Source organism: Bacillus chungangensis (assembly GCF_030812995.1).
Classification (GTDB): domain Bacteria; phylum Bacillota; class Bacilli; order Bacillales; family Bacillaceae_C; genus Bacillus_CF; species Bacillus_CF chungangensis.
The window spans coordinates 112,587-138,456 of the sequence record NZ_JAUSTT010000007.1 but is presented as its reverse complement, the minus strand read 5'-3'; the positions used below and the strand labels follow the sequence as shown (position 1 = coordinate 138,456).

The 25,870-nt window shown below is 38.5% G+C and carries 22 protein-coding genes and 2 pseudogenes; 9 read left to right on the top strand and 15 right to left on the bottom strand.

What is annotated here, in order from left to right; all coding sequences use genetic code 11:
- Positions 1–29: 29 nt before the first annotated feature.
- From J2S08_RS07530 to J2S08_RS07480, 11 genes are all read right to left on the bottom strand, one after another.
- Entirely contained in the window at positions 30–998 is a 969-nt protein-coding gene (locus J2S08_RS07530) for an ABC transporter ATP-binding protein (protein ID WP_307228185.1), read from the bottom strand.
- Complete coding sequence (locus J2S08_RS07525) at positions 988–1,983, bottom strand: ABC transporter ATP-binding protein (protein ID WP_307228184.1); 996 nt, start codon at positions 1,981–1,983, stop codon at positions 988–990. Before J2S08_RS07525 ends, J2S08_RS07530 begins: the two co-directional genes overlap by 11 nt.
- 23 nt (positions 1,984–2,006) lie before the next feature.
- Positions 2,007–2,906, bottom strand: coding sequence for an ABC transporter permease (locus J2S08_RS07520; protein ID WP_307228183.1), 900 nt, complete (start codon positions 2,904–2,906; stop codon positions 2,007–2,009).
- Positions 2,907–2,917: 11 nt separating this feature from the next.
- Complete coding sequence (locus tag J2S08_RS07515; RefSeq protein ID WP_307228182.1) at positions 2,918–3,835, bottom strand: ABC transporter permease; 918 nt, start codon at positions 3,833–3,835, stop codon at positions 2,918–2,920.
- A 59-nt stretch (positions 3,836–3,894) separates the two neighbouring features.
- Positions 3,895–5,451 carry an ABC transporter substrate-binding protein gene (locus J2S08_RS07510; RefSeq protein WP_307228181.1) on the bottom strand — a complete coding sequence of 519 codons (1,557 nt, stop codon included), beginning with the start codon at positions 5,449–5,451 and terminating at the stop codon, positions 3,895–3,897.
- Positions 5,452–5,542: 91 nt separating this feature from the next.
- Positions 5,543–5,968: a MarR family winged helix-turn-helix transcriptional regulator gene (locus J2S08_RS07505; RefSeq protein WP_307228180.1), complete on the bottom strand. Its 426-nt coding sequence runs from the start codon at positions 5,966–5,968 to the stop codon at positions 5,543–5,545.
- A gap of 419 nt (positions 5,969–6,387) precedes the next feature.
- On the bottom strand, positions 6,388–9,231 hold the full coding sequence (locus J2S08_RS07500; protein WP_307228179.1) for an ABC transporter permease: 2,844 nt from the start codon (positions 9,229–9,231) through the stop codon (positions 6,388–6,390).
- Complete coding sequence (locus J2S08_RS07495; protein WP_307228178.1) at positions 9,228–9,947, bottom strand: ABC transporter ATP-binding protein; 720 nt, start codon at positions 9,945–9,947, stop codon at positions 9,228–9,230. Before J2S08_RS07495 ends, J2S08_RS07500 begins: the two co-directional genes overlap by 4 nt.
- A gap of 19 nt (positions 9,948–9,966) precedes the next feature.
- Positions 9,967–10,134 (bottom strand): MotA/TolQ/ExbB proton channel family protein, encoded by a 168-nt coding sequence (locus J2S08_RS07490; protein ID WP_307228177.1) that lies wholly within the window; start codon positions 10,132–10,134, stop codon positions 9,967–9,969.
- A gap of 95 nt (positions 10,135–10,229) precedes the next feature.
- The gene (locus J2S08_RS07485; protein ID WP_307228176.1) at positions 10,230–11,555 is read right to left on the bottom strand and encodes a sensor histidine kinase; all 1,326 of its coding nucleotides are present in this window, start codon (positions 11,553–11,555) and stop codon (positions 10,230–10,232) included.
- Position 11,556: 1 nt separating this feature from the next.
- Positions 11,557–12,243, bottom strand: a complete 687-nt coding sequence (locus tag J2S08_RS07480; protein WP_307228175.1) for a response regulator transcription factor — start codon at positions 12,241–12,243, stop codon at positions 11,557–11,559.
- Positions 12,244–12,890: 647 nt separating this feature from the next.
- Between J2S08_RS07480 and J2S08_RS07475 the strand changes: the two are divergent.
- Together J2S08_RS07475 and J2S08_RS22480 are read left to right on the top strand one after the other, a co-directional pair.
- Positions 12,891–13,120 (top strand): annotated as a pseudogene (locus tag J2S08_RS07475) (transposase-like zinc-binding domain-containing protein); the annotation flags it as partial.
- A gap of 247 nt (positions 13,121–13,367) precedes the next feature.
- The gene (locus tag J2S08_RS22480) at positions 13,368–13,520 is read left to right on the top strand and encodes a YczI family protein (RefSeq protein ID WP_370875649.1); all 153 of its coding nucleotides are present in this window, start codon (positions 13,368–13,370) and stop codon (positions 13,518–13,520) included.
- 272 nt (positions 13,521–13,792) lie between these two features.
- On the opposite strand, the gene pdaA is transcribed toward J2S08_RS22480, so the two are convergent.
- On the bottom strand, positions 13,793–14,590 hold the full coding sequence (pdaA, locus tag J2S08_RS07470) for a delta-lactam-biosynthetic de-N-acetylase (protein ID WP_307228173.1): 798 nt from the start codon (positions 14,588–14,590) through the stop codon (positions 13,793–13,795).
- Between the two features lie 925 nt (positions 14,591–15,515).
- The gene (locus J2S08_RS07465) at positions 15,516–17,054 is read right to left on the bottom strand and encodes a fumarate hydratase (protein ID WP_307228171.1); all 1,539 of its coding nucleotides are present in this window, start codon (positions 17,052–17,054) and stop codon (positions 15,516–15,518) included.
- A gap of 316 nt (positions 17,055–17,370) precedes the next feature.
- Between J2S08_RS07465 and yfkAB the strand changes: the two genes are divergently transcribed.
- A complete protein-coding gene (yfkAB, locus tag J2S08_RS07460) occupies positions 17,371–18,504 on the top strand; it encodes a radical SAM/CxCxxxxC motif protein YfkAB (protein ID WP_307228169.1) in 1,134 nt (377 codons plus the stop codon).
- A 302-nt stretch (positions 18,505–18,806) separates the two neighbouring features.
- Here yfkAB and J2S08_RS07455 read toward each other — a convergent pair whose 3' ends face one another.
- On the bottom strand, positions 18,807–19,616 hold the full coding sequence (locus J2S08_RS07455; RefSeq protein WP_307228167.1) for a YfkD famly protein: 810 nt from the start codon (positions 19,614–19,616) through the stop codon (positions 18,807–18,809).
- A gap of 231 nt (positions 19,617–19,847) precedes the next feature.
- Positions 19,848–20,228, bottom strand: a complete 381-nt coding sequence (locus tag J2S08_RS07450; RefSeq protein WP_307228165.1) for an OsmC family protein — start codon at positions 20,226–20,228, stop codon at positions 19,848–19,850.
- A gap of 365 nt (positions 20,229–20,593) precedes the next feature.
- Here J2S08_RS07450 and J2S08_RS07445 point away from each other — a divergent pair.
- The 6 genes and pseudogenes from J2S08_RS07445 to J2S08_RS07420 all read left to right on the top strand — a co-directional run.
- A pseudogene (locus J2S08_RS07445) lies at positions 20,594–21,055 on the top strand (MFS transporter); the annotation flags it as partial.
- 174 nt (positions 21,056–21,229) lie between these two features.
- On the top strand, positions 21,230–21,937 hold the full coding sequence (locus tag J2S08_RS07440; protein WP_307228277.1) for an MFS transporter: 708 nt from the start codon (positions 21,230–21,232) through the stop codon (positions 21,935–21,937).
- A gap of 151 nt (positions 21,938–22,088) precedes the next feature.
- Entirely contained in the window at positions 22,089–22,514 is a 426-nt protein-coding gene (locus J2S08_RS07435) for a MerR family transcriptional regulator (RefSeq protein ID WP_307228163.1), read from the top strand.
- A 24-nt stretch (positions 22,515–22,538) separates the two neighbouring features.
- Positions 22,539–22,970: a PaaI family thioesterase gene (locus J2S08_RS07430; protein ID WP_307228161.1), complete on the top strand. Its 432-nt coding sequence runs from the start codon at positions 22,539–22,541 to the stop codon at positions 22,968–22,970.
- Between the two features lie 21 nt (positions 22,971–22,991).
- Positions 22,992–24,566, top strand: coding sequence for an acyl-CoA dehydrogenase family protein (locus J2S08_RS07425; protein WP_307228159.1), 1,575 nt, complete (start codon positions 22,992–22,994; stop codon positions 24,564–24,566).
- A 28-nt stretch (positions 24,567–24,594) separates the two neighbouring features.
- A complete protein-coding gene (locus J2S08_RS07420) occupies positions 24,595–25,764 on the top strand; it encodes an aromatic ring-hydroxylating oxygenase subunit alpha (protein WP_307228157.1) in 1,170 nt (389 codons plus the stop codon).
- The last annotated feature ends 106 nt before the right edge of the window (positions 25,765–25,870 follow it).

The window sequence follows — 25,870 nt, the reverse complement described above, 5'->3', positions numbered from 1 at the left end:
CTTCATTTAGATACTAGCAGTGAAATCAATTACTCATATAAATGACAGGCCACAGTATGGCCATTATCTAAAGTAATGATAGGCGGCTTTTTCGTTTTGCAAATTGCCATACATGCGGAACATCTTGGATGAAAGGTACAGCCGCTTGGAGGATTAGCCGGACTTGGAACATCCCCCTTTAACACGATTCTTTGCTTCTCTTCATCTGGATGGCTGGCAGGAACAGCGGAAATCAATGCTTTCGTATAAGGGTGCAGTGGATTAGCAAATAATGCTTCTGTTTCTGCTAATTCAACGATCTTTCCTAAATACATGACTGCAACTCGATCTGTTACATGTTCGACAACACTTAAATCATGTGAGATAAATACATAAGTAAGCTGAAATTCTTTTTGCAGCTTTAATAATAAATTGATCACCTGCGATTGTACGGAAACATCTAGCGCAGAAACTGGCTCATCTGTCACAATCAACTCTGGATGCAAAATAACTGCACGTGCAATGCCTATCCTTTGCCGCTGCCCCCCAGAAAATTCGTGCGGGTAGCGATCAAGATGGTAAGCAGACAGACCAACCGTTTCGAGCATTTCTACTGTCTTTTGCTCCCGTTCCTGTTTAGAATAAAGACCATGTACTCGCAAAGGCTCTGTTAAAATTTGCCGTATCGTTTTTTTCGGATTCAGAGAAGCGTAAGGATCTTGAAACACCATTTGCATTTTACGCCTCAATTTTCTCATCTCTTCATAAGAAAGCTTGCTTATATCCTTGCCATGAAAAAGAATTTGACCGTTTGTAATTGGATTTAGCCGTAAGATCGACCTGCCTGTCGTTGATTTCCCACAGCCGCTCTCGCCAACTAGACCAAACGTTTCCCCTTTCATCACTGTAAAGCTAATATCGTCTACGGCTTTTACTTGAATTTTTGGTTTAAACCAGCCCTGGTTGATTTCATAATATTTTTTTAAATGCTTTACCTCTAGTACAGCGTTATTTACCAATCACAGCCACCTCTTTCTCTTCCGTTTCATACAACCAACAGCGGCATGATTGCTTTTCCATGTTAAAGAGCGGCGGTTTCTCCGTGAAACATTTTTCAAACGATTGCGGGCAGCGATTAGAAAAAGCACACCCCTTCGGCAACTCATCAGGCCTCGGCACATTTCCTTTAATCGCATGTAAATCCTGCTTTCGCTCGCTGGATTTCGGCAAAGATGCTAATAGTCCCTTCGTATACGGATGCTTCGGGTCATCAAAAAGCGTTCGGACATCGGTTCCCTCTACAATTTGCCCTGCATACATGACAATGACACGATCACACGTTTCTGCTACAACCCCTAGATCATGCGTAATGAGCAACATCGCCATTTGCGTATCTGCTTTTATCTTCTTCATTAAATCTAAAATTTGTGCCTGAATGGTTACGTCAAGCGCAGTCGTTGGCTCATCAGCAATCAACAACTTCGGTTCGCACAGCATTGCTAAAGAAATCATTACTCTTTGCCTCATTCCTCCAGACAATTGGTGCGGGTAGTCATCTATTATTTCATTTGCTCTTGGGATTCCAACAAGCTCCAGCATCTCAACAATCCGTTTTTTCCGTTCTTTTTTGCTTAGTTTTGTATGTTGTTTCAGCGGTTCACTAAGCTGCTGCCCAATTGTAAATACAGGATTTAAGGAGGTCATCGGCTCTTGAAAAATCATCGAAATATCATTACCTCTTAATTTTCGCATCTCTTTTTCTTTCAAATGGGAAATATCTCTACCCTCTAATAAAATTTCTCCTGCAGCAACATAGCCAATCGGAACTGGCAGCAGCCCCATTACCGCAAGAGAAGTGACACTCTTGCCACAGCCGGATTCACCAACAATGCCAAGTGTTTCACCTTCTACTACATGGAAACTAGTTCCGTTCACTGGTTGAATCGTGCCATTTGGCGTTTTAAATTGAATTTTCAGATCCTTTACTTCAAGTATTTTTTTCATAAGCTCTCCCCCTGAAGTCGCATTTAATTTCCTTTTAATTCAGGATCTAATACATCGCGCAGCCAATCTCCAAATAAATTAACTCCTAGTGCAGTGATCACGATTGCTATACCTGGAAATGTGATGAGCCACCAAGAATTGAAGATGTAGTCTTTCCCTTCATTCAACATATTTCCCCATGCTGGCTGAGGAGGCTGCACACCAAATCCTAGAAAGCTTACAGACGCTTCAGCGATAATAAAGGTTGCTACTTGCAAAGAAGACAAAATAATAATAGGCGTAAATAAGTTAGGCAAAATATGCTTCACAATAATCTCCCAACGCCGAACTCCTGTTGCAACACAAGCTAAAATAAATTCTTTCTCTCTAAGCGCAAGCACTTCACTGCGAACGACTCTCGCAAAAATAACCCAGCCGCCGATCACAAGCGAAATAATGATATTTTTTAAGCCTGTTCCAATAACCGCATTAATAACCAAAACAAGAAGAATAAAAGGAAAGCTTAACTGCACATCAACAATTCTCATTAAGACAGTATCGATCCAACCGCGAAAATAGCCAGAAATAATGCCAACAATGCTGCCGATAAACCCGGCGAAAATAACAGTAGTGATACCGATGATTAAAGAAATTTTCGTCCCAGCAATCAACCGAGATAAAATATCTCGTCCTAATTGATCTGTCCCTAACAAATGCCCAGCTGTCATTGGGGGCAGCAATTTTTTGCTAAAGTCTGTTGCAAGCGGGTCGAAGGGGGCGATCCAATGCCCAGCAATTCCACATAGCAACACGATCAAAATAATGATAAATCCAAGAAGTCCAGTTCCGCTTTTACATAAACTTTTAGCATAGTAGGCGAATGCAGACTGTTTTTTCTTCGTTTTTGTTTGATGAGCTGCTTTCTCGATGACGGTATTTGACATTCTCTAACCCCCTACTTCACGCGAATTTGAGGATTTACATACGCATATAAAAGATCCGCGATGAAATTGATAACTGAATATATGACAGCGATTAAAAACACGCCGGCGAGCACAATTGGAAAATCTCTATTTAAGAGTGATTGCATCAGCAGTCTTCCGATTCCAGGCCATGAGAAGACGACCTCGGTAATTACAGCGCCTCCCAGCAGCACGCCTAAATCAAGGGCTACTAACGTAATAATCGGAATAAGTGAATTTTTTAAAGCATATTTTGACAACACTTTTATCATTGGCACACCTGAAGCTCGCGCTGTTCGAATATAATCTTTACGCAATACATCCAACATCGTTGATCTTGTAAAACGGGCGAATCTCGCAACACTGTATGCTGCCAAGGTCAAAGTTGGCAAGACCATATGAAGCGGCGAGCCTCCCCCTCCTGATGGGAGGATATTGAGTGTCGCTGCAAAAAAATAAATCAAGATTAAACCTAGCCAAAAACTTGGTACTGCTTGTCCTAATACTGTCAACGCAACACCGATGCGATCAAAAATGGTATTTCGTTTATAAGCAGAAAGCACACCGATCGGTATAGCAATGACAATCGATACTACTAAAGCAGACAGTGCCAATTGAAATGTAGCAGGAAGCCGATCCAATACGACGGAAAGAGCATCCTCTCTCGTTCTTAATGAATCTCCAAAATCCCCTTGCACTGCATTGATCATAAAATCTTTATATTGAATAATCAGCGGCTGATCAAAACCTAATAATTCGCGGTATTTATCGAGCTGCTCTCTCGGTGCATCTGGTGGTAGAAATAAGGCAGTAGGGTCGCCTGAAAGTCTAATGAGGAAAAATACGACAGTAAGTGCTAAGAAAATGACGACGAGCATTTGCGCTGTACGTTTAATGACAAATTCAAGCATAATGATCCTCCAATTCTTACTCTTTCATTTGAAAAGGGGGAGCTTCTCCCCCCTTTTTTCTACCACTTCATCTCAAATACTTGTATTCTTTCATCAACACGAGGATGAAATTGCAAGTCTTTATGCACTGCATATAAATCTGCTTGCTGCCACAACGGAATCCAAGCAGCTTCCTCTACTAAAAGATGCTGGATGTCAGCAAATGCTTTTTTACGTTCTTCTGGATCGAAAAGTGGAATTGCTTTTTTAATTTCTTCTTCTACTGCCGGCTCATAAAAACCGCTGTATGGAGCTGCTTCTGTAAATAAGTTTTCAATTGTTGACTGGCCTTCAAAGGCTGGACCCCAACCTAGAATAAACATATCTCCCATTTCACGTTGACGAATTTTCGTTAGGTGGTTGCCCCATTCGTTTACTTCAACATCTACTTTAATGCCAATTCGTTGGAGTTGAGCAGCAATTGCTTGTGCTACCTGTGTATCCATCGGATATCTGCCATTCGGTGTATCTAATGTAAGATTAAGATCTTCCGGCTCATATCCGGCTTCTTTCAATAGTGCAATTGCTTTATCTGGATCATGTTGATAGCCTTCAGTTTCCGTATACTCAAGGTTAATTTTTGCTAACGGACCGGTCATTTTTGTGCCATTGCCATTAAGTACAGTTTCAAGCAACTCATCGACATCTACTGCATAATTAAGAGCTTGTCTCACTTTTTTATCTTTAAGCGGCCCATTAAAGAAATTATTAAGGGCAACATAGTTCACTCTAGAAGAGCCAATACTTTCAATTTTCGCGTTTTGATTAGACTTAATATTTTCAACTGAGTCTACTGGCACGTTTTTAAACAAATCAATTTCTCCGCTTAAAAATGAAGAAAGTCGTGATCCAAACTCAGGTACGTAGCGAAATGTTACATCTTTAATTGCTGGTTTGCCATTCCAATACTCTTCATTTGCTTCTAACTTTAAGTGCTCATCTCTTCTCCATTCTTTAAATTTATAGGCACCTGTACCAATTGGCTTCTTCGCTGCTTCATCAAGTCCTACTTCTTTTACATAGCCTGGTTCCATGATTAAAAGATCTTCTGCAACTCTTTGTACCATGCTAGGAAAAGGTGCTGACGTCATAATCTGTACTTTATAGTCATCAATCACCTTTACTTCTTGTACATCTACCCATCGTGAGCGGTAAAAAGAATTATTTGCTTCATCGAGAATAAAATCGATACTAAACTTTACTGCTTCCGCATTAAAAGGAGCTCCATTGTGAAAAGATACTCCTTCTTTAAGGGTGAATTCCCACGTATGTTCATCAATGTTTTCCCATTCTGTTGCTAATGCTGGAATCACTTCACCAGTTTTTGGGTCGCGATCGATTAAAGGATCGTAAATATTTCTAATTTGCACATCTGTTGTATAGTTTACATCTGTATTCGCTAGTAAAGTTCCTGCGTCTGCTTCAATCGCAATCGTCACATCTGTTTTGTTTGCTTGTTCTGCTCCCTTGTTATTCGATTTTTTATCTGACGTATCTGTTCCTGCTGTTTCTGGAGAACACGCAGTTGTGACTATCAGAAAAATCATAAAAATAAAGGTGTATGCCTGTTTTCTCATTTTTAATAAAACTCCCCTCTTTTTTAAAATCTAAAAGATTGAAAAAAATCACGATATTTAAATATCGGTTTTTATTTTTTAAAAATGGAGATCAATAATCAATTAATATTTCTTGAATTTTTTCCATTGCTTCAATGAGCGACTGTTTTTTTTCATCAGAGAGGTGAGCAATCATCTTCGAAACAACATCATTTGCCGATGAAATTAACTCACTAAGCTCGTTTCGGCCTTTTTCGGTTATTTCTATGTACGCAACTCTTTTATCTTCAAGCGCTGGTCTTTTACGAATGATTTCATCCTTTTCAAAGCGCTTAATGATTCGGCTTAAATAGCCCTTATCGAGATAAAAATAGTCACTTAAATAACCAGCACTGCAATGATGCTTTATACTAATCTCATAGAGAATTTGTGCCTCTGTCGCCGAATATTTGCTTTTGTCTGTATATTGATTGTTCACTCCGATTACCCGAGTATAAAATCGGTTAAATTTTCTTATCTCCTCCGTGTATTGCTCCATTTATAAAAATCACCCTTTTCTGAAAGTAATGATAATATAATGTAAGATAGTTGCTTTTGTCAAGTATATTTGTGAAAAAACGGAGAATATAGTTTTTTCCTTTTCTTTTCAAATAGTGTTACATAGTGGCTAACGCAAGGATCTTTAATGAATTAAAAGTGGAAAAATACTGAATAAATGTAATATTTTTATAAGGATAGATAGTTGTTTTGCAAGATGTTATTTTATTTTTATAAGTAAAGAAGGTGAACAAAAGAATCTTTCTGTTCACCTCCTTACTTCAGAATGAAAAAATACCTGTATTTATGTTACCGTGGGCAGCAGCACAGTTCTTTATAATATTTTACCGATGAACCATCTCATTCCTTATTCTTAGAACACATGTTGCTGAACATCCAACTTTTCGTAAGATTCTTCTACTAGTCTACTGAACGGATCGCTTCACTTGGCGAAAGCTGCAAGATACGTTTTGATGGTTCTACATTTAGTAAAAGTGTTAAGAGCATGAGTGTACCAACTATTGGTAACATCAACTCCCAAGGAAAATAAAAGGACAGTGAAGGGTCTGTTGGCCTCTTGTAAGACTCGTATATATTTACGATCACATACCCTCCTATCGTACCAAACAAAAAACCATTAAGGATACCAATCCATCCTATCATCGTTCCTTCAAGTACTAGCATTTGTCGAACAAGTCGAGTGCTGAGTCCAATGCAACGCATCATGGCAATGATTTTAGACCGTTCTTGGACAGCACGAAACTGAAGAATCGCTAAACCCGTTAAACCAATACCTAAAGACAAGATCATGAAACCATTATAAATCCACATCATCTGAATGTGTTTAATATCGTCTGATGCATCCACGATTCCAGGAGCAAAAAAACCGTTTATACCTAAAATGGCAACCTGTTCTTCTATTTTACGTAGATATTTCATATCTTTAGAAAGTAAAGGAAGCATGATATAGCCTTTTTCAGGAGTATTCGGCCACCGATATCCTAGTGGCTTCAGCTTTTCATGAACTTGCGGGTGAACGAACATGATATTATAAAATTCGATACTTGATAAAATATCTGCAAAACCAATAATCTCGATATCAATGGAATCCACAACCTTAGGTTCCTCTCCAAAACCGGGTGTATTTGGTTCAACATTAACGCCAAGTACATCCAATCTCAATTTATCTCCCACATTTAATTTTCGCAAAACATTTCGTTCCATTCCAGGCCACTCTTCAAGTGCATAACTATATTTTTTATCCAGAATGACATATTGCGGATTATTCATCACTGCTTTCCAAGCCTCCTCATCCGAAACAAAAGCAGTGGAACGCTCGGAAAGGGTGAGATTTTTATGATGGAAAAAAGCATCGTTTGGAATTGTCAAATTTAATTGAGCCCCTGCTGGGAATGCTCCTTTTGAAGCAGTTTGGATCATATAGGGCTCGAGAACAGCTGATTTTTTAGCTATTTTTCTGAGTTTTCGATCTTGGTGAAGGATGGATAAAATCTGTTCTTTTTCGCTATCCGTTTCATATTTGATATAAGCAGGATAGCTAAGAATTGTATAAGGATTTTGTTCCATGACTTGAACAAAATATTGTGTAATGATGACAACAAGCGTAAGCAGCATGAAACAACAGCTAAATAATACGGTTATGCCGAATGTACGCCGATAGTTTCCCGCAGGATAGCGAAAAGCAAGAATTTGTGCTGCTTCTCCAATTCCCAATCGCAGCAATAATGGTTTTAACAGCTTTTGAACGAATGGAATAATTTGTATGACTAGATATAATAAAGAAATGGAAGCAACAAACCAGAAAGCAAAAGCAGGTGCAGAGTATGATCTGGAGTCTATCATTTTATTTGCAATTCCCTTTCCCATCACTAATTGCACGATATATATCCCTAGAATCATTGCTGCACATAACGTTACTCCGATTCGCGCTTTCGTATACTTGCTTGCGCTCCGCAGTTCGATTTTATTGTCTCTCCCTCGTAAGACAGGTACAATGTTCAGATTTCCTAGGTTGAAACAAGCGGAAAGCGAAGTTAACATGATTAACCCAAAAACGATTATACCTGTTAACAACATTCCTTCAAGAGAGATATACGGTATGATTGGAATGTTATTTGCACTGTAGGCAAATAAAAGATCACGATTGAACCACCCAAATAAAACGATGATACAATAGCCGAGTGGAGTCCCCAAAAGAATTCCTACACCTGTACAGAGCAGATTGATTAAAAAAGCCTCGATAAAAAAAATTGTTTGCGTTTGTTTGCGCTGAAACCCAATGGCCCGTAGTATTGCTGTTGTTTCTTTACGGCTATCCGCCAACATAAGAAGGATTTGTATCATGAGCACGGCTCCGGCTATAATTGCTGTCATGCTACAACCGACAAAGATATCCCTATGCTTCATTTTCATCTCTTGGACTTGATTAAAATCTAACCGTTTTTGTTCTATTACCTCAAATAACGGCGATGGGGCTGGAAAAATCGGCATTATAAATGAATTGTCGGGTATATCTGAATTGTCGGATATACCGGTAAATAATGAATTGTCGGGTATACCGGTAAATATAGAAGTGATTGCTTGATCTGAAAGCCCAGCAAGCATTCTAGCAGGAGACAATCCCATTAATAATGTACCTTCAGTAAAGGAACTGCCTCTATAACCGGAAATTCCTTCTTCCTTGACAACTTTTTTAACCTGAAAAAAATGCTCCTTCCCTTTAACATCTGTTAATGTCACCGTATCTCCTTCCGTAAGTTCTAGCGGCTTTGCAATCGCTTCAGAGAGAACGATCTGATCTTCGGATAGAGAAAGGTTCCACAAAAGATTTTCAGTATCGAATATGGATGCTTGTGAAAAATCCAGTCCAATGCCAAGATATCGCATACCCTTTCGAACAGATTGAAGATTGCCGTCTACCTTGCTGACTTGGGTCTCAAATGTAACCGCTGGTAATTGTTGCAGTTGAGATAGTTCTAAAAATTGTTCAATGGTAAGCAATTCTTCGGCTGAAAAAAAGGAGTTGTTATTAGGTGGACGCAACTCCCAATCAATCGGACCGTAGTGTTTTTTCAGCCAGCGGTTGCCGCTTTCATCAAATGATTGATAAAAAATAATCGACGCCATGATAAGTGCTGTACTAATACAGCCTCCTGCTATCGTTAACAGTGTCCGTCGACGTTGTGACATAAGGTTTCGCCACGCCATTTTCCAAGCAATACCATGATTAAACAATCTTTTCATTCTCTCACCAACTTTAATGCAGCAGATATATCGAAGTTGTTTACTGTATCTGTCTTTATGATTCGCCCATTTTTCATGCTAAAAATACGGTCGGTTTGTTTGGAAATGCTTAGGTCGTGTGTCACCACCACAATCGTTGTCCCCATCGTATCATTAATATGACGAAGCAATCCGACAATTTGCTGGGCAGTTTGGCTGTCAAGGGCCCCTGTAGGTTCATCTGCCCAAATCACAGCAGGTTCTGTAACAATCGCACGGGCTATCGCAATACGTTGGTTTTGTCCTCCCGATAATTGACCAGGACGAGTATACAGTTTTTCTTCGAGGCCTACTTGCTTTAATGCTGCTCGCGCTTTATCATTTGCTTCCTTTGTTGACAGACCTTGTCCAATAAGCGGAAGCGCTACATTTTCAAGAGCAGTTAACACCGGTATCAAATGAAACGCTTGAAATACAAACCCCATTTTTGTTAGGCGGAACGCAGAGCGCTTATTATCTTTAGCTCCATAAAGGTCAAATCCATCGATATAGACTTCTCCTTCTGTCGGATCGTCAATTCCAGAAAGAACATGGAGCAATGTTGATTTTCCACATCCTGATGGACCTACAATACTGACCATTTCACCTTTCTCAATAACGAGATTCACTTCTTTCAATGCGCGAACCATCGATTCGCCCTCTCCAAATATCTTGGTTAGTTGATTTGCTTTGATCATCTTCCTACCTCTTCTCTTCTTAGTACCACTTTGGAAAAGCAATGATAACTGTTACAATTGTCCCAGCGATAATCATAAGAATTGCAACTTCATTAAGCAAAGAAGAAAGTCCAACACCCTTTAGCACTATTCCAACAACAACTGCAGTTACACCTACAATTAAGCCTATCACTGATGTTCTGGGCATATGCCTCACCATAACATGTTAAATAGTTCACTAGATATAAATGTAACAAGTAATTATTCAGAAGTGATAGAGGAATGATGCAGATGTTGTGCAGATTATGTTGCTTCGTAATAAATAGGGAATTTAATTTGAAAAGTTGTCCCTTCTTGCCATCTGCTTGTTACATCGATCGTTCCATGATGTGCTTCGATTAACTCGTTTGCAATAGGAAGCCCTAAACCAAGACCAGTTAAAGAGCCGTTCCCTTCTTTTCGTCGGTTTACCGTTCCTCTATAGAAACGCTCAAATAGATAGGGAATCTCTTCCTCCTCTATCCCTACTCCATCATCAGTCACTGTAATGATACAGGAAGAAGACTCAAAAGACACTGAGATGGAAACCATAGAGCGTGCAAATCTTAGGGCATTGCCGACGATATTCACAAATACTTGTCTAAGACGGTTTTCATCCGCGTAGACACGAAAAGCTTCTTCACTTTGTAATCTTACTGCTATTCCTGATTCCTTCGAATCTATCGCTAATAAAGATGTCAGCTCTTCTAACATGCTCCGTAACGAAAACCAATTTTTATGCAATATCAGATGGCCTGATTCCGCTAAGGCAAGTTGCTGTAAATCTCCAAGAAGCTTACTCATTCGATATATTTCGTCCTGAAGCAATGAAGCTTGAGGAAGTTCCAATGGGATCTGGTTACGTAAAGAATTATCAAGCTTAGCCCGCATCACTGTTAGTGGGGTTCGTAATTCATGGGCAATATCCGCTACCATTGACTTCCTAATCGTCTCAAGCAGATACAGACGCTCTGCAATCTTATTTACTTTTGTTTCTATTAATTGCTCCATATCTGAATAGGAATCCTGTCTTTTTTCATGTTTAGGCGGCTCAAAAAAAGCTAGTTGCGTGATGATCTTCTTAAGAGACTGCCTATGCGTTCGTTCTTTTTTTAATATGACGCTATAGATGATGATAAATAAGAGCAAACCAATGGTAAATGAGAAAATCATCAAATATGGAACTGGGATGCTTTCTCTTTCAAAGGTACCTGTAAAAGTTCCAATTACTTGTCCATTTAAAATCAACACATGACGTCGACTCTCCTCAACGTTGCGATTACCTATCTCATCCGAACCATGATCTACTGTTTTCTGCGGCCAGAGGGGTTGATTAGTGGACGACCAAATCTGAATGTCACTATTCTGAAATAGTTTTGCTGTTTGAAGCTTGTCGATAGCATTTTCCCAGTTTCCATAAATTTCGTAATAGGAGGCTAGAAAAATCTCCGTTTGCATCTTCTGTTGCTGCTCATAATCTCGATTAGCTTGAAATTGTAACCATGTAATAAAAACAAATATAAACAAAGAGCAGGCAACAGCTGTGATAAGTGCCGTTAGGAGAGAGCGCTTTCTAACGATTGACCACATATTAATCAATGCCTCCTCCAAATTTATAACCGATTCCATATACGGTTAAGATGTATTGCGGGTCAGCGGGATCATCCTCCACTTTTTGTCTTAAATTCCGAATGTGCGAATCAATCGTTCTTTCAAATCCGTAATAAGTCTCTCCTAAAGCATCATCTATCAGCTGTAATCGACTAAATACACGACCAGGCTGTTGAGCTAAGGTTACTAATATATTAAATTCTGTTGGAGTAAGGGAGACAAGTTCATCATTCTTTCTTACTTCATGACCTAAAATGTCAATCGTTAATGATTGTATTTGTAAAACACGATCTTTTGCTATATTATAGGAACCCGCCCTTCGTAAAACTGCTTTTATTCTCGCAAACAATTCTCTCATTCCAAAAGGTTTTACGATATAATCATCTGCACCAATTTCAAGAGCAATCACTTTATCCCATTCTTCGGATCTTGCTGTTAACATAATAACAGGGACTTTCCATCTTTGCTGCACTTCTTTGCATAATTCAGTCCCTGGCATTCCTGGAAGCATCCAATCTATCAGCAGTAAATCAAACCTTTCTTTTTCAAGAATAGATAATGCTTCATTGGAGTTGAGAACATGTGTTATCTTACATCCTTCTTGTTCCAAAAAAGGGATGACCTCGGCAACGATACGATACTCATCTTCTATCCATAATAGCTTCATAATAAAATCTCTCCTTGTTGAAAGAATACAACATTCATATTTTCTATAAAGTGAAACTTCCATGAGTGGGGTTTTCTTTCATCCCCCACTCATAAGAAGTAAAACAAAGGCTAAGGCCTCAACGTCCTCGAAAAAGAAGAGCACTTTTTCTTCATGCGATGCTAATTCGAGAAGCTTTCCTTATCCTGTCGGCCCGAACCAATCGGACATTTGACTTTCAGTCATCCCCCACCTGCGCTTCTGATTCCCTTACTCCCCTAGGTGAGGGTTTTGACTCGCCAGTTGATGTGGGATAAATGTTTACACAAGAGTAAAGACTGCTATGAAGTTTAGCAGTCTTTAGTTATTTTCAGCTCGGATACTTGATATCCGCTAATGTTTTAATACCATGTCTACTCATGTTAGTCAAGATTTGGAGATTTTGCTAATGGGCGAATTAGCCTAGGGTTTTTTAATAAGATAAAGAAACCTATCTCTTACAACTCACGAAGTGACCGAGGTTTCGTTAAATATTAGCGGAATCTTGTGTATATAGTCAATCAAGCTTTTTATTTTTTGGCTCTGTTAAAGGTAGATGTTGATATTTGATGCCTGTCTGAATTTTTGATATAATCACCATAGGAACAAGTGTTTGTGGACTTATCAAGGTGAGCAAAGCGTTTAGCAACTTGTTAAAGTATATCGACAAATTACCACACACCAAAAAAGAGCAAGTTTACCAATGGGTTAAACGCTATGTTGAACCTTCTTCCTCTGCTGATGGTCGTTTAATCAATGAAATGAGGGACTCGATTCAAGGAAGGATTCGAGTGTCCTCATTGTTCATCAGAACACGTTGTTCGATTTGAGAAAATATAATGGTCGGCAACGGTATCGTTGACGAAAGTACTAAACAGCATATCAAGGAATTTCTATTAACATCATTTAACATCATTTGTATTTGAAATGACGGACACATATGATAGTTTAAGGATTGTCAAAATTCAAATTTTAGTCAATTCAACTAACGGAACAAGTTTGTTCAAGAAGAAAGGAAGGATAATCTTGTTAAAAATTCTTCGTTATGTGTTATCAATAATAACTCTTTTATTTGCTTTTTATGGAAGAATTACGAAAGATTTTAAATTTGTGGATATTATGATTCTCTTCTTAGGTCTAACTATGTAGGTTTTGGGATAGAAGAATTTCAAAAAAAACGAAATGTAACGGGTTGGTTTCTAATTGCTGTTTTTTTATTTTCATTATATGTATCAATTGAAGGGTTCTTATTAAGCTAAAGATTACATTTATTTTATTAAGTATTGGGGAAACCCTATTTATTAGGGTTTCCCCAAATTTTCAACATTAAACGAGCCTATTTTTTAAAGAGATATTAAGATTCATGTGGGAGAATGAAATTAAACACTTTCATACATGGCGGAGAATGATTTAAGATTGTTGTTGGGGGAATGATATCGAAGTTAGAAACTACTTTCACTTTTTACATTAAATAAGTAAAGGAGGTAAGCAAAAGAGTTTTTGGTTCTTTTTTTTGCCACCTCCTTCCTTCTTAATGAAATAATGCAGGATTTTTTATCTTTTCTTTGACCATAAAATAATCTAAGTTTTTAAATTGGTAGCCTTCCTTTTTCAAGTCTTTGATTGCCTTTTCTAAAGCGCCGGCATTATCTTTGGATACAGAATGTAGAAGGATCACTGCACCAGGATGAATTTGCTTCTTAATTTGATCATAAGCGTATTTCCAACCCCTTTGCTTGTCTACATCCCAATCTTTAAATGCCAACGACCACATAACGTGAGTGTATCCCTCTTCATTGCCAAGCTGTAAAGTACGTTCACTCAAAATACCACGGGGAGGACGTAAATAATGCATCTGTTTTTGGCCTGTTATTTTTGCTGTTTCTTCAGCAACAAGGGAAAGTTCTCTCACAAATCTCTCTTTGTCCACCTTCGTCATATCTGGATGGCTCCATGAATGATTGCCAATAATATGCCCCTCATCCACCATTCTTTTTATCAGTTCAGGCTCAGTTTGTATATAATGACCTGTAACAAAAAATGCCGCTGGCACCTTCTCTTTCTTTAATATATTTAGAATTTTTTTCGTATAGCCATTTTCGTAGCCATTATCAAATGTTAAATAGACCACTTTTTCATCTTTGCTGCCTTTGTAAAATCCGCCATATTGATGTAACAACTTCTCATACTCTTCACCAGCATCAGCTTGCTTACCATTACTGCCCTTCTTAAATCCCCAATGCACTGGTTTATTTGAAATCGCATTTACTGCGGTGCTTCCAGAGAATAGCACAATGATAACAGCAAACAGTTTTATCCATTTTTTCATTAAGCATCCTTCCTTTTTCAGCTTTTCCTTATTTTTTTCCAAAATCCTGTTATTATGCTTGCTTTTATTTTTTAGCATCTTCATTTTGAAATCTGATTTAAGGAGATCAAGTTGCTTGCTTTGACAAAATGAAAAAGAAACGATTTACCCTGATATTGAATTGCTTTATATTTAAGCGTCCATAAAGAAAAAGACAAACATGCTCCGACATTCTTAGAGCTTCATCTAATAGTAAAAATAGCCGATGATCGCTATATTACAAAAGAAAACAGCTATTTAATAGCTGTTTAAGCATCCTTATCACTTGGAAAACTAACTTAATGTTAGAAAGAAAAAATCCTTTATTGATCTATAAAGAATATATGGAATAAGAGGGATAAGCTTGTGAACAAAACTTTAAAAATGACAAAATAGAGAAGTTAAAGTAAAAATCGAGGCTGTTTTTCCATTTTTTTTGCTCTTATTACTTGCGCCTTTATAAAATACGAATGATTCAGATAAATTAACATATTCTGCTAACCAGTCAAAGTTCATCAACACAAAAATATCGATTGTGAAAAAAGCTGCCGACTTTGTAGCAGTGGAAAGTATGGAAATGCATACAATGAGAAAATGAAAACTGAAAGTTAATGTTATCAATTAATATTTTTATAAATGTCAATTCTACAATGTTTAACTTGGTGCGCGGTATACTTTTTCAAAATGATAAATATCATAAATTGCTAGGACAGCCAGAATGATGATACATATAATAACAGTTGCTTCATTTAAAAAAAGTCGATAATATGCCGCCTAATATTTAAAAAAGTACTTATGATTATTTTTTCTTTCATTCATAACACTGCCTTAAAAACATTGGGCCATAAGAGTATTCTCTTACTAAACATGGGGGACTAGTTTTTATTCCCCCATGTTCATTCAATATTTAAAAAACAGTCTCTTTAAATTGAGCAAGCTTTTCAAGTGATGTTTTATCGACATCTTCGTGAAGGCTATTGCCATGGGCATCCATTGTGACAACAGCTGTAAAGTTTTCAACACGCAGATGCCACATTGCTTCCGGAATGCCAAATTGCAGCAAATCTACTCCATCTACTTGCTTAATGCAATCAGCATAATATTGTGCTGCTCCACCAATTGCATTTAAGTAAACACCGCCATGCTCCTTTAACGCAGTAAGTGTTTTTGGCCCCATGCCGCCTTTACCGATGACAGCGCGAATACCAAATTTTTTCATAATGTCTCCTTGATAAGGCTCTTCACGAATTGATGTCGTCGGTCCTGCTGCTTTCACTGACCAGTTCCCCTGTTCATCCTTTGCCATCACAGGTCCACAATGATAGATTACTTGTCCGTCGAGGTCAACTGGTGCATCATGATCCATTAAATAGTGATGAATTGCATCTCGTCCAGTATACATTCTTCCTGTAATTTGAACCACATCTCCAACTTTTAACTCACGAATTTGCGCCTCTGAAATTGGCGCTTGAAGCGTCACAACTTTTGTTTCTGTTTCATGAGCAGCAGCAGTTTCTGCTTCTCCAAGAAAATCGATCTTTTCTCCCTCTTGGTAAAACCATTCGTCGATTTCTCCTGTTACAGGATTAATGGCAGCACCTAAACGTCGAAAAGCCCAGCAATTATAAGCTACAGAGACGAAAAAGCTCGCTGGAATTCGATTCATCACTCCAATTTTACAGCCTAATAGCGTCGTTTCGCCGCCAAATCCCATTGTGCCAATACCAAGCTTATTTGCGTGCTCCATCACGTATTCTTCCAGCTTTCTTAAATCTTCATGTGGACTTACATCATCAACAGAACGGAAGAGCTGCTCCTTCGCCAAATCATAGCCGCTGGAACGATCCCCGCCAATGCCAACGCCAATAAAGCCTGCACTGCAACCTTGCCCTTGAGCTTGATAGACTGCATGCATGATGCATTTTCGAATCCCGTCTAAGTTTCGTCCTGCTCGTCCCAAGCCTTCTAATTTACACGGAAGACTATATTGAATATTCTTATTCTCACAGCCACCGCCTTTTAAAATTAAACGGATATCCACATAATCTTTTTCCCATTGCTCAAATTTTATTACCGGAGTGCCAGAACCAAGATTATCACCGCTATTCTCGCCAGTTAAAGAGTCGACGGAATTCGGCCGCAGCTTCGCATCTTTGGTTGCGGAAGCGATTGCACGATAGATCGCATCTTTCATCACAAGCTGATTCATCCCCACTGGTGTTTTAATTTTAAATGTCGGCAGTCCAGTGTCTTGACATATCGGAGAAACATGCTCATCTGCCATTTTGATGTTATGTGTAATAGTAGCTAGTCCCATCGCAGAGCGTGTACCGGCACTTTCTTTTTCCTTGGCAAGCTTCACTGCCCTTCTCACATCTTTAGGAAGATTTGTGGATGTTTCTACAATTAGTTTGTATACGCTTTCTTGAAATTTCTCTACATTCATGCTAGAATCCCCCTCTTACACTTTACCTTTTGATCTTATCTCCACCCACATCATTATACGCCTCGAAACGAGTGAATGGAAGAGTAAGGCTTCATTAGAACAACATATCAAGACTCGGTCAAGTATTATCGATGTTTTCAACTATTTATTTTTCATAAAAAGGAAAAAATAATGTAAGGACAAGATTTGACTTCTGAACATCGTTCTCCAATAATAGTAATGGACCGTAAACAACAGGTATGCTTCCTTTTTTTCTAACATACATATCAGTGAAGCACTATCCTAAGAGGTTCACTTACAAATTAGAGGGGTTTTGATGATGCAACACGTTTCTCAAAAATTACAAACAATAACGCCTGCTTATGATCCTTGGGAATCTTATTTAGACATAAAAGACCACGGTCAGCTCACTTTATCGAATATTGAATTTACAACAACATATTTGTGCAACATGCGCTGTGAGCACTGTGCAGTAGGGTATTCCCTTCAGTCGAAAGATCCACAAGCGCTCCCGCTAGAATTATTGATTGATAGACTAGAAGAGATCCCCAACTTGCGATCTTTAAGTATTACTGGCGGCGAACCAATGCTATCTAAAAAAAGTGTGGATCATTATGTCCTGCCTTTGCTGCAATATGCCCATGAGCGAGGGGTTCATACCCAAATTAATTCGAATCTCACTTTGAAAACCGATCGCTATATGGAGATTGCTCCTTACTTAAGTGTTCTGCATATTTCCCATAATTGGGGGAATGCCGATGAGTTTATTGACGGCGGCTTTGCGAATATGCCTAAAAAACCAACGCGAGAACAACGGAAAAAATTTCTAGAACAAATGATCGAAAATAGCCGTACGCTTGTAGAAGCTGGAGTGATGGTTTCAGCTGAAACGATGCTAAACAAACGAACACTTCCTCATATTGAGCGAATTCACCATCAAATCGTCAACGAAATGAAATGTGCACGCCATGAAATTCATCCGATGTATCCTGTCGATTTCGCTTCCAATTTAGAAGTATTGACATTGGATGAAATAAGAGAAGCTATTCATCACTTACTCGATATTCGTGATGAAAATGTATGGATGTTATTTGGAACATTGCCTTTTTATCCATGCAGTCCGAAAGAGGATGACCTTGCATTATTGCGAAGACTTTATAATAGTAAGAATGTCACATTAAGGAATGATCCCGATGGACGATCACGTTTGAATGTTAATATTTTTTCTGGTGATGTCATCGTGACTGACTTTAGCAACATACCAGCAATTGGAAACATTCAACATTCCTCATTACCAACAATGTTTAACAAATGGCTATCTGGTTCACTTGCATCATCTGTAAATTGCCACTGCCCTGCCGTTCATTGCCTTGGTCCAAATTTGCTTGTAAAGGATGCTTATTACAAAGAAGTCGACTTTATGAAACGGCAGTCACAGCTGTCATCTTAAGCACCATAATAAAGTGAAACTTCCATCAGTGGGGGTTTTCTCTCATCCCCCACTGATGGGAAGTAGAACAAAGGCTAAGACCGCAACGTCCTCGAAAAGGAAACCGCTTTTCTTCGTGCGATGTTGATTCAAGAAGCTTTCCTTATCCTGTCGGCCCGAACCAATCGGACATTTGACTTTCAGTTATCCCTCACCTAGACTTCTTCGAGTCCTCTTATTTTTGAGGTCGGGGTCTTACTGCCAGTTAGATGTGGGATAAATTGGAGAAGAAAAGAACGCCTCTAGCGTCCTTTTCTTCTCCATTATCTAGGCTGATTTGTTGCATTAAAGCTAAACGAGACGTAATCTTGCAATGGAATCCAAGCTCCTATGCCTTGAGAAGTAATATTTTTCACCATAATACTGCGCTTCGAACCCTTTATTACTAAATACACTTCACCAGACGTTACTTTCCCTTTTTCACTAATCGCCGGAGCATAAGTATATAAATACCCTAAGCGCTGAGGTGGAATGTTATATCTTTGTTCTTTCTTTGTTCCAGCACCAATCACAGTTTCAAAAGAAAGCGGCAAATTTGTTGCAGACATTGCTTTTAAGAGCATCATTTTCCTGACATCATCCGCCTTATCCACTTTTGCAGTCAATCCACCTTTTACTACTTTCTGTACCTCTTGGACGTAGTGAACCTGGTAATTCGTGTTTCCGCCACGATTATCATAATAATTTGTATTTATTTTTTGATACTGCCAATTTGGAATCGTTTCAATCGATTCATAGTTTAAAGGCCATTCTCCTAAATAAATAGTTGCCCGAAGACCGATTGCAAATGGCGTCTTATTAACTGCCGATTCATTTAGCATACGAATAAGATTTGGGTTTTCAATTTTAACGTTTGTCGTTTTAAGAATTTCCTTTGTCCATTCGCTCGGTTCAAGATTAGGCAGATCCTCATCGGAATTAGAGTACGTATTTTCTTTCCCAATATGCAGCACTGAGGATGGAATGGCTAATTGTTTTTTCTTCTCACTGGTTGTCTTTTTCTCAGCAGAAACGTGCAAACACATCATTGTAAAAACAAGAATAAAAATAGCGGCTAAGCGTAGCTGTTTCATTACAAAACTCCTTTCTACAGCGTTTCATTACTTGTTTTATTTTTACCGAGAACGACGTTATTATCCCATTTACAATTGAAAAAATTTAGCATTTATAATCTGATTTTTCAAATAATACATCTTATGAAGCCTCCTATAAATGCAAAATAAAAAACCGCCTTTTTCGAGACAGTTTTTTAGTATTGTTATTAGGTATTGTTAAAAATGAAGCTCTGTTATTATTCGTATTATTTAGACAAGCTCAAATGTTTCTGTTACATCAATTGCTCCAATAACAGATTGGAACATAGAACAATTTTTTTGCGCCAATTCCAAAGCTTTTGCGACCTTTTTTTCCTCTAACTTCTTCCCTTTGATTTTAAAATGGATCGTGATTTTTTCAATACGATTTGCAGCCTCTTCATTTCTCTTTACATCCGCAGTAATCGTCATGTCCTCTACTTCCATACGCTGTTTTTCTAAAACTTTCCTCAAAACGCCACCACTGCATACAGCGACGGATGTTACTAGAAGCTGAAATGGACGAAAACCATTCTCCTCATTACCGGAAATATCCAATCTTCCATACGGAAGCTCTGTATAAAAACCGCCATCCTTCATGTTAAATTTCATTATCGGTCTTCCTTTCTCTTTAAAATAGATGAAGTAAACGATCTCACCTAAATATAGGTCTTATGAAAGACCCCTTCTTATATACCACCCAGTGTATTTAAAGTATACAACTCTTTTCTTTAGAATAAAAATATTTTGCTTGTTTGATCTTGTCAAGATAAGGATTTCCTTTTAACATCATAAGAGGTTTGCTCGTATTCGAATTTTTTAAGCTGTACTTAAATATCAGATGGAATCACCTGATTAAAATGATGAAATGTTGGCATAAACATCATTCCATCACATGTTCGTTCTTTATAAATTTTCTTTATTCGACTACAGCTCCTATTCATTACAAATAAAAATTTAAGATCGGGGGTCTGTAAATGAATCGTGTTAAAAGCCGTTTCTGGATATTAGTAAGCATTGTTGCTATTTCTGGTTTTAGCCAAGGTATGCTCCTGCCTTTAATTGCGATTATTTTTGAACAAGATGGCATTTCTTCCTCCTTAAATGGACTCAATGCAGCAGGATTATATATCGGAATTTTACTTATTAGTCCATTTATGGAAGCACCTTTACGTAAATATGGCTATAAGCCGATCATCATTGGGGGAGGCTTATTGGTTATTTTATCTCTAGCACTTTTTCCATTATGGAAGTCTTTTTGGTTCTGGTTTCTTCTCCGCCTCTTTATTGGAATAGGCGACCATGCTTTACATTTCGGGACTCAAACTTGGATTACCGATTTTTCTCCAGTACATAAACGCGGTCGAAATATTTCTCTGTATGGATTATTTTTTGGCGTTGGATTTGCCGTTGGACCATTGATGACGCCATTAGTAAAGATAAAGTGAAACTTCCATCAGTGGGGGTTTTCTCTCATCCCCCACTGATGGTTAGTTGAACCAATCGGACATTTACTGGCAGTTATCCCCCACCTAGACTTCTCGATTACTCTAACTCTTGAGGTGGGGGTCTTACTGCCAGTTAGATGTGGGATAAATGAAGCATTGCCATTTATGTTGTCGTCTCTATTGTGTCTGCTTGTTTGGACATTATTATTTGTACTAATAAATGAGTTTCCTGAACAAACAGTACAAATAAATACGTTTAAAGATATCTTTGCCCGATTTGTGCATACATGGAAGTTTGCTTGGCTAGCGTTTTTGCCTGCTTTTGGCTATGGTTTTTTAGAAGCAACATTGAATGGCAGCTTTCCGGTATATGGACTTCGAATTGGCCTCTCCATTTCGCAAGTCTCGATGTTGTTGTTTGCATTTGCAATTGGCGGCATTCTCTTTCAACTTCCTTTAGGGATGCTTAGCGATCAGTACGGAAGAAGGAGGGTACTCGTTATTGTTTGTAGTTTAGGTGGGCTTTGCTTTACTGGAGCAAGCCTTTTTGAAGAAACATTCGTGGCAATCCTCATCTGTATTTTTATTGCCGGAATGGTCGTTGGCTCTACTTTTAGCCTTGGGATTAGTTTTATGGCCGATTTAACACCGAAAAATCTGCTGCCGACCGGCAACTTATTATGTGGTATTGCTTTTAGCATCGGTAGTTTAACTGGTCCTTACATTGGCGGGCTTTTCATTCAACATACGAAAGACATTAGCCTCTTCATGATTTTCAGTGCGATGCTATTTTTGCTTTCAATGATCATCTTGGTTTTCCAAATAGACGGTGCACGTACTTTCGTAAGAATAAAACCAAAAGCGTTGAAATGAACCGTGTAGATTGCTGCACGGTTTTTATCAAAGATTCATCACAACGATAAATTATTATTCTTTTTAAATTTTTCTGATTTTATAGAATTTACTGTTGACGTTAACGTCAAATTCATCTAGAGTATAAGTGAACAAAAAAGAAAGAAGGTGGATGCTAGTTTTACTAGAGATAAATATGAAAAAATCTTGTTTATACTACACTATTTCTGACTTGTCTGAGGAATTTGAAGTGAGCACTCGAACGATTCGTTATTACGAAGAAAAAAAGTTATTAAGTCCAAAGCGTTCTCCTAACGGTACGAGGCATTATACAAAGGAGGATCGCGCACGAGTTAAGTTGATTTTAAGAGGAAAAAGGTTTGGATTTTCACTTGATGAAATCAAAGAAATGATTGATTTATTTTATGAAGACCAAGCAGGTATGAAACAATTGGAAAGAACAATTGAATATGGGGAGCAGAAAGTAAAACAAGTAGAAGCTCAAATTGAAGCATTAACCGAACTTAGAGATGAACTGCTGCACTTTAAAGAAAAATTTGAGAAGAAGCTCGATTATTTAAAAAAGCAAAGCGGATAACAATTGAAAGAAGGGAGTAATGACATGGAAACGCAAGAATTATTTAAAGTAGGCCAACAAGCGTTAAAAGCGCAGTCTTTTAGCAGGCTTCTTGGTACAGTTCTTATTGAATTCAAACCTGGTGTAGCAGTGCTAGAAATTCCAGTTAGTGAAGATGTATTGCAGCAAAATGGATTTGTGCACGGCGGAGTTTTAAGCTATGCAGCTGATAATACATTAACGTTCGTTGCTGGCTCTGTTCTTGGGCCGAATGTGTTGACCGCAGAATATAAGATCAATTACTTAAGGCCTGCAGTTGGAGAAAAGATCATTGCTCGTGGTACAGTCGTTTCTTCAGGTAAACGCCAGGCGGTTTGCAGATGCGATATTTCTATTCGTAAGGGAGAAAAAGAAACCGTTTGTGCGATTGCACAAGGGACGATTATGGCTTCAGCATCTGAAAAAAGTAATGAATAATAATAGAAGAGGTGGATATCCATGTACGGGACACACGAAGTGACCAATCAGTCTCCCCCACTGTATCCCTTCCAACCTTTTGATAGTGATATTCCACTTCAAGAGGCGATAACAAGAGAAAAAGGCGACTGGGGGATGGAGCGCTGCCGCAAATTCGGGACGATCGCAGGGTCTATTGAAACGTTAGAACACGCTGAACGTGCTGAGAAAAATGAACCGGTTCTTCATACACATGATCGTTTTGGAAGAAGAATTGATCGAATCGATCTTGACCCTTCGTGGAATTGGCTGCTCCGTAAAGGAATTGAAGCAGGTTTGCATGCACTGCCTTGGAGTATGGATATACCAGGGTCACATGTAGTGAGAGGAGGGCTTGCTTACCTATGGAGCCAGGTGAACATTGGGGTAATGACACCGCTCGCTACTACTCATTCAGCGATACCGCTTATGAAAAGCAATCAGAAGGTTTTCAATAAATGGGGACAACGACTGCTCTCACACTCATATGATCAAGCAGTATTAGCAGGTATTACGACAACTGAGAAACAAGGCGGAGCAGATTTACGGAAAATTTCAACGATTGCAAAGCCTGCTGGAGAAGGAGAATATGAAATTACGGGGCATAAGTGGTTTTGCTCCTACCCTTCATGTGATATTTTTATTACGCTTGCTCGTACACCAAATGGGCTTTCTTGTTTCTTAATTGAAAGCAATGATGATGGATTTACTATTCAGCGTTTAAAAGAAAAGATGGGTACTCGTTCTCTCCCATCTGCTGAAGTAGAATTTTATGGAGTGCGTGGCAGTTTAATTGGCAATGAAGGAGAAGGGTTAAAAATGATCATGCGCATGATCAATCTAGGAAGGTTTGATTGTGTTCTTGCCTCTGCTGGTCTAATGCGGATTGCTCTAACTCAGGCTATACATCATGCAAGACATAGGAAAGCATTCGGTTCAAGTTTATTAGAAAAGCCATTAATGCAAAATGTCCTTGCTGATCTTGCTATCGAATCTGAAGCTGCTACGACAGCAGTGTTTCGAATCGCTCGTGCATTAGACGAGAACGACAGTGATTTTGCAAGGCTTGCGACTGCTTTAATGAAGTATTGGATTTGTAAGCGTACACCTGTACATGTAAATGAATGCATGGAATGTCTAGGAGGAAATGGATATGTAGAAGAGTCTATTCTCCCACGCCTTTACCGAGATGCACCATTAAACGCCATTTGGGAAGGACCGGGAAACATTGCAGCATTAGATGTGCTTCGAATCATTACGAAACGTAAAGAAGTGTTAGAAAGGTTTATAGACGAATGTGAATATGGAAAAGGAGAGAATCCGTTATTTGATGATCATCTCGATAAACTGAAAAACTTGCTGTTTACATCTATTTCAGAAGAGGGAGTGGAGTATTTTTCGCGCCGTTTAACTGGAAGCATGGCCGTTACTTTCCAAGCCAGCCTTCTGTTAAGATATGCACCGTCTTTTGTTGCAGATGCCTTTTGTGAAAATCGACTTTTGCATCACAGTCTTCTTTTTGGCCAGCTTGCAAATAAAGGAGTACTAGAGAAGATTGTTGAGCGGGCTATGCCTTAGTAAAAATATTGGAGAGGTGGATGGGAAAATGGAACAGCGAACGCAAATTCAGTTAATTGAAGAAATACGCAAACGTATAACGAACAAAGAGACGGAACTAGGGGAAAAAGAAACACATTGGCTAGTAAGTGATTATTATGATTCTGAACAGTATACAAAAGAATTTTCAATGATTATGAATCAGCCCCTTATTGTTGCCCATGGGAGTGAGATTCCAAAAGTAGGAGATTATATATCGAAAACAGTGATGGGCGTACCAATCATTATTATTCGAACACCTAATAAATCTGTGAATGCTTTTGTAAATGCTTGCAAACATCGTGGAGCATCTTTAGTTTTAAAGGATCATGGTCGAATAAGAAAGAATTTTATCTGCCCATATCATGGGTGGGCGTATGATATGGAAGGAAACTTATGTAATGTTCCAGATAAAGAACGCAGCTTTCCCAACTTAGAAATGAATTGTTATCCTCTCTCTTCCTTGCCTGTGAGTGAACGGCATGGTTTTATTTGGGTGCGGTTAAATCAGGAGAAAAAATCCGAAGAACGAACTGTCAATGTTGAATCTTTCTTAGGACTTCAGCTTGATCAAGAATTTAAGGCTTATCAATTTGATCAATACACATTTTATCGAAAAGAATCGTGGCGCATGAAATTTAATTGGAAATGTGGAGTGGAACAGTTTTTAGAAAACTATCATTTTGCATTTCTTCATAAGGATAGTACGAATTGGCTATTTCTTCATAACTTAGCGATTTGCGATCAATTTCAGAATCACATCCGTGGAATTGCTCCAAAACGGAGTGTCAAGGATCTTTTTCAACAGCCTGTTGAAGAATGGGATCTTCGGCCGAATGCCACCATTCTATATACGATCTTTCCTTTATCCACTTTTTTTATTGAAAAAAGCCACCTCAGTTTATTGCAAATTTTTCCTGAAAGTCCAGAGACAAGCCTTATTGAAGTAACACATATCGTTCAAGAAGACTGTCTAAGTAAACGATCTTTTTGGGAGGAGAATATCCGTTTATTCAAAGCTGCTATTATGGAGGATCTTGAAACATGTGAAACAATGCAAGTCGGTTTTAGGACTAAAGCAAATAAACACTTGATTTTTGGGCGCAATGAAGTTGCTTTAGCTCAATATAGAGAATGCATAAATAAGTCGCTTGAGGAAGATAAAGTGAAACTTCCATGAGTCGGGGTTTTCTCTCATCCCCCACTGATGGTTAGTTGAACCAATCGGACATTTGACTTTCAGTTATCCCCTACCTAGACTTCTTCGATTCCTCTTAACTCTTAAG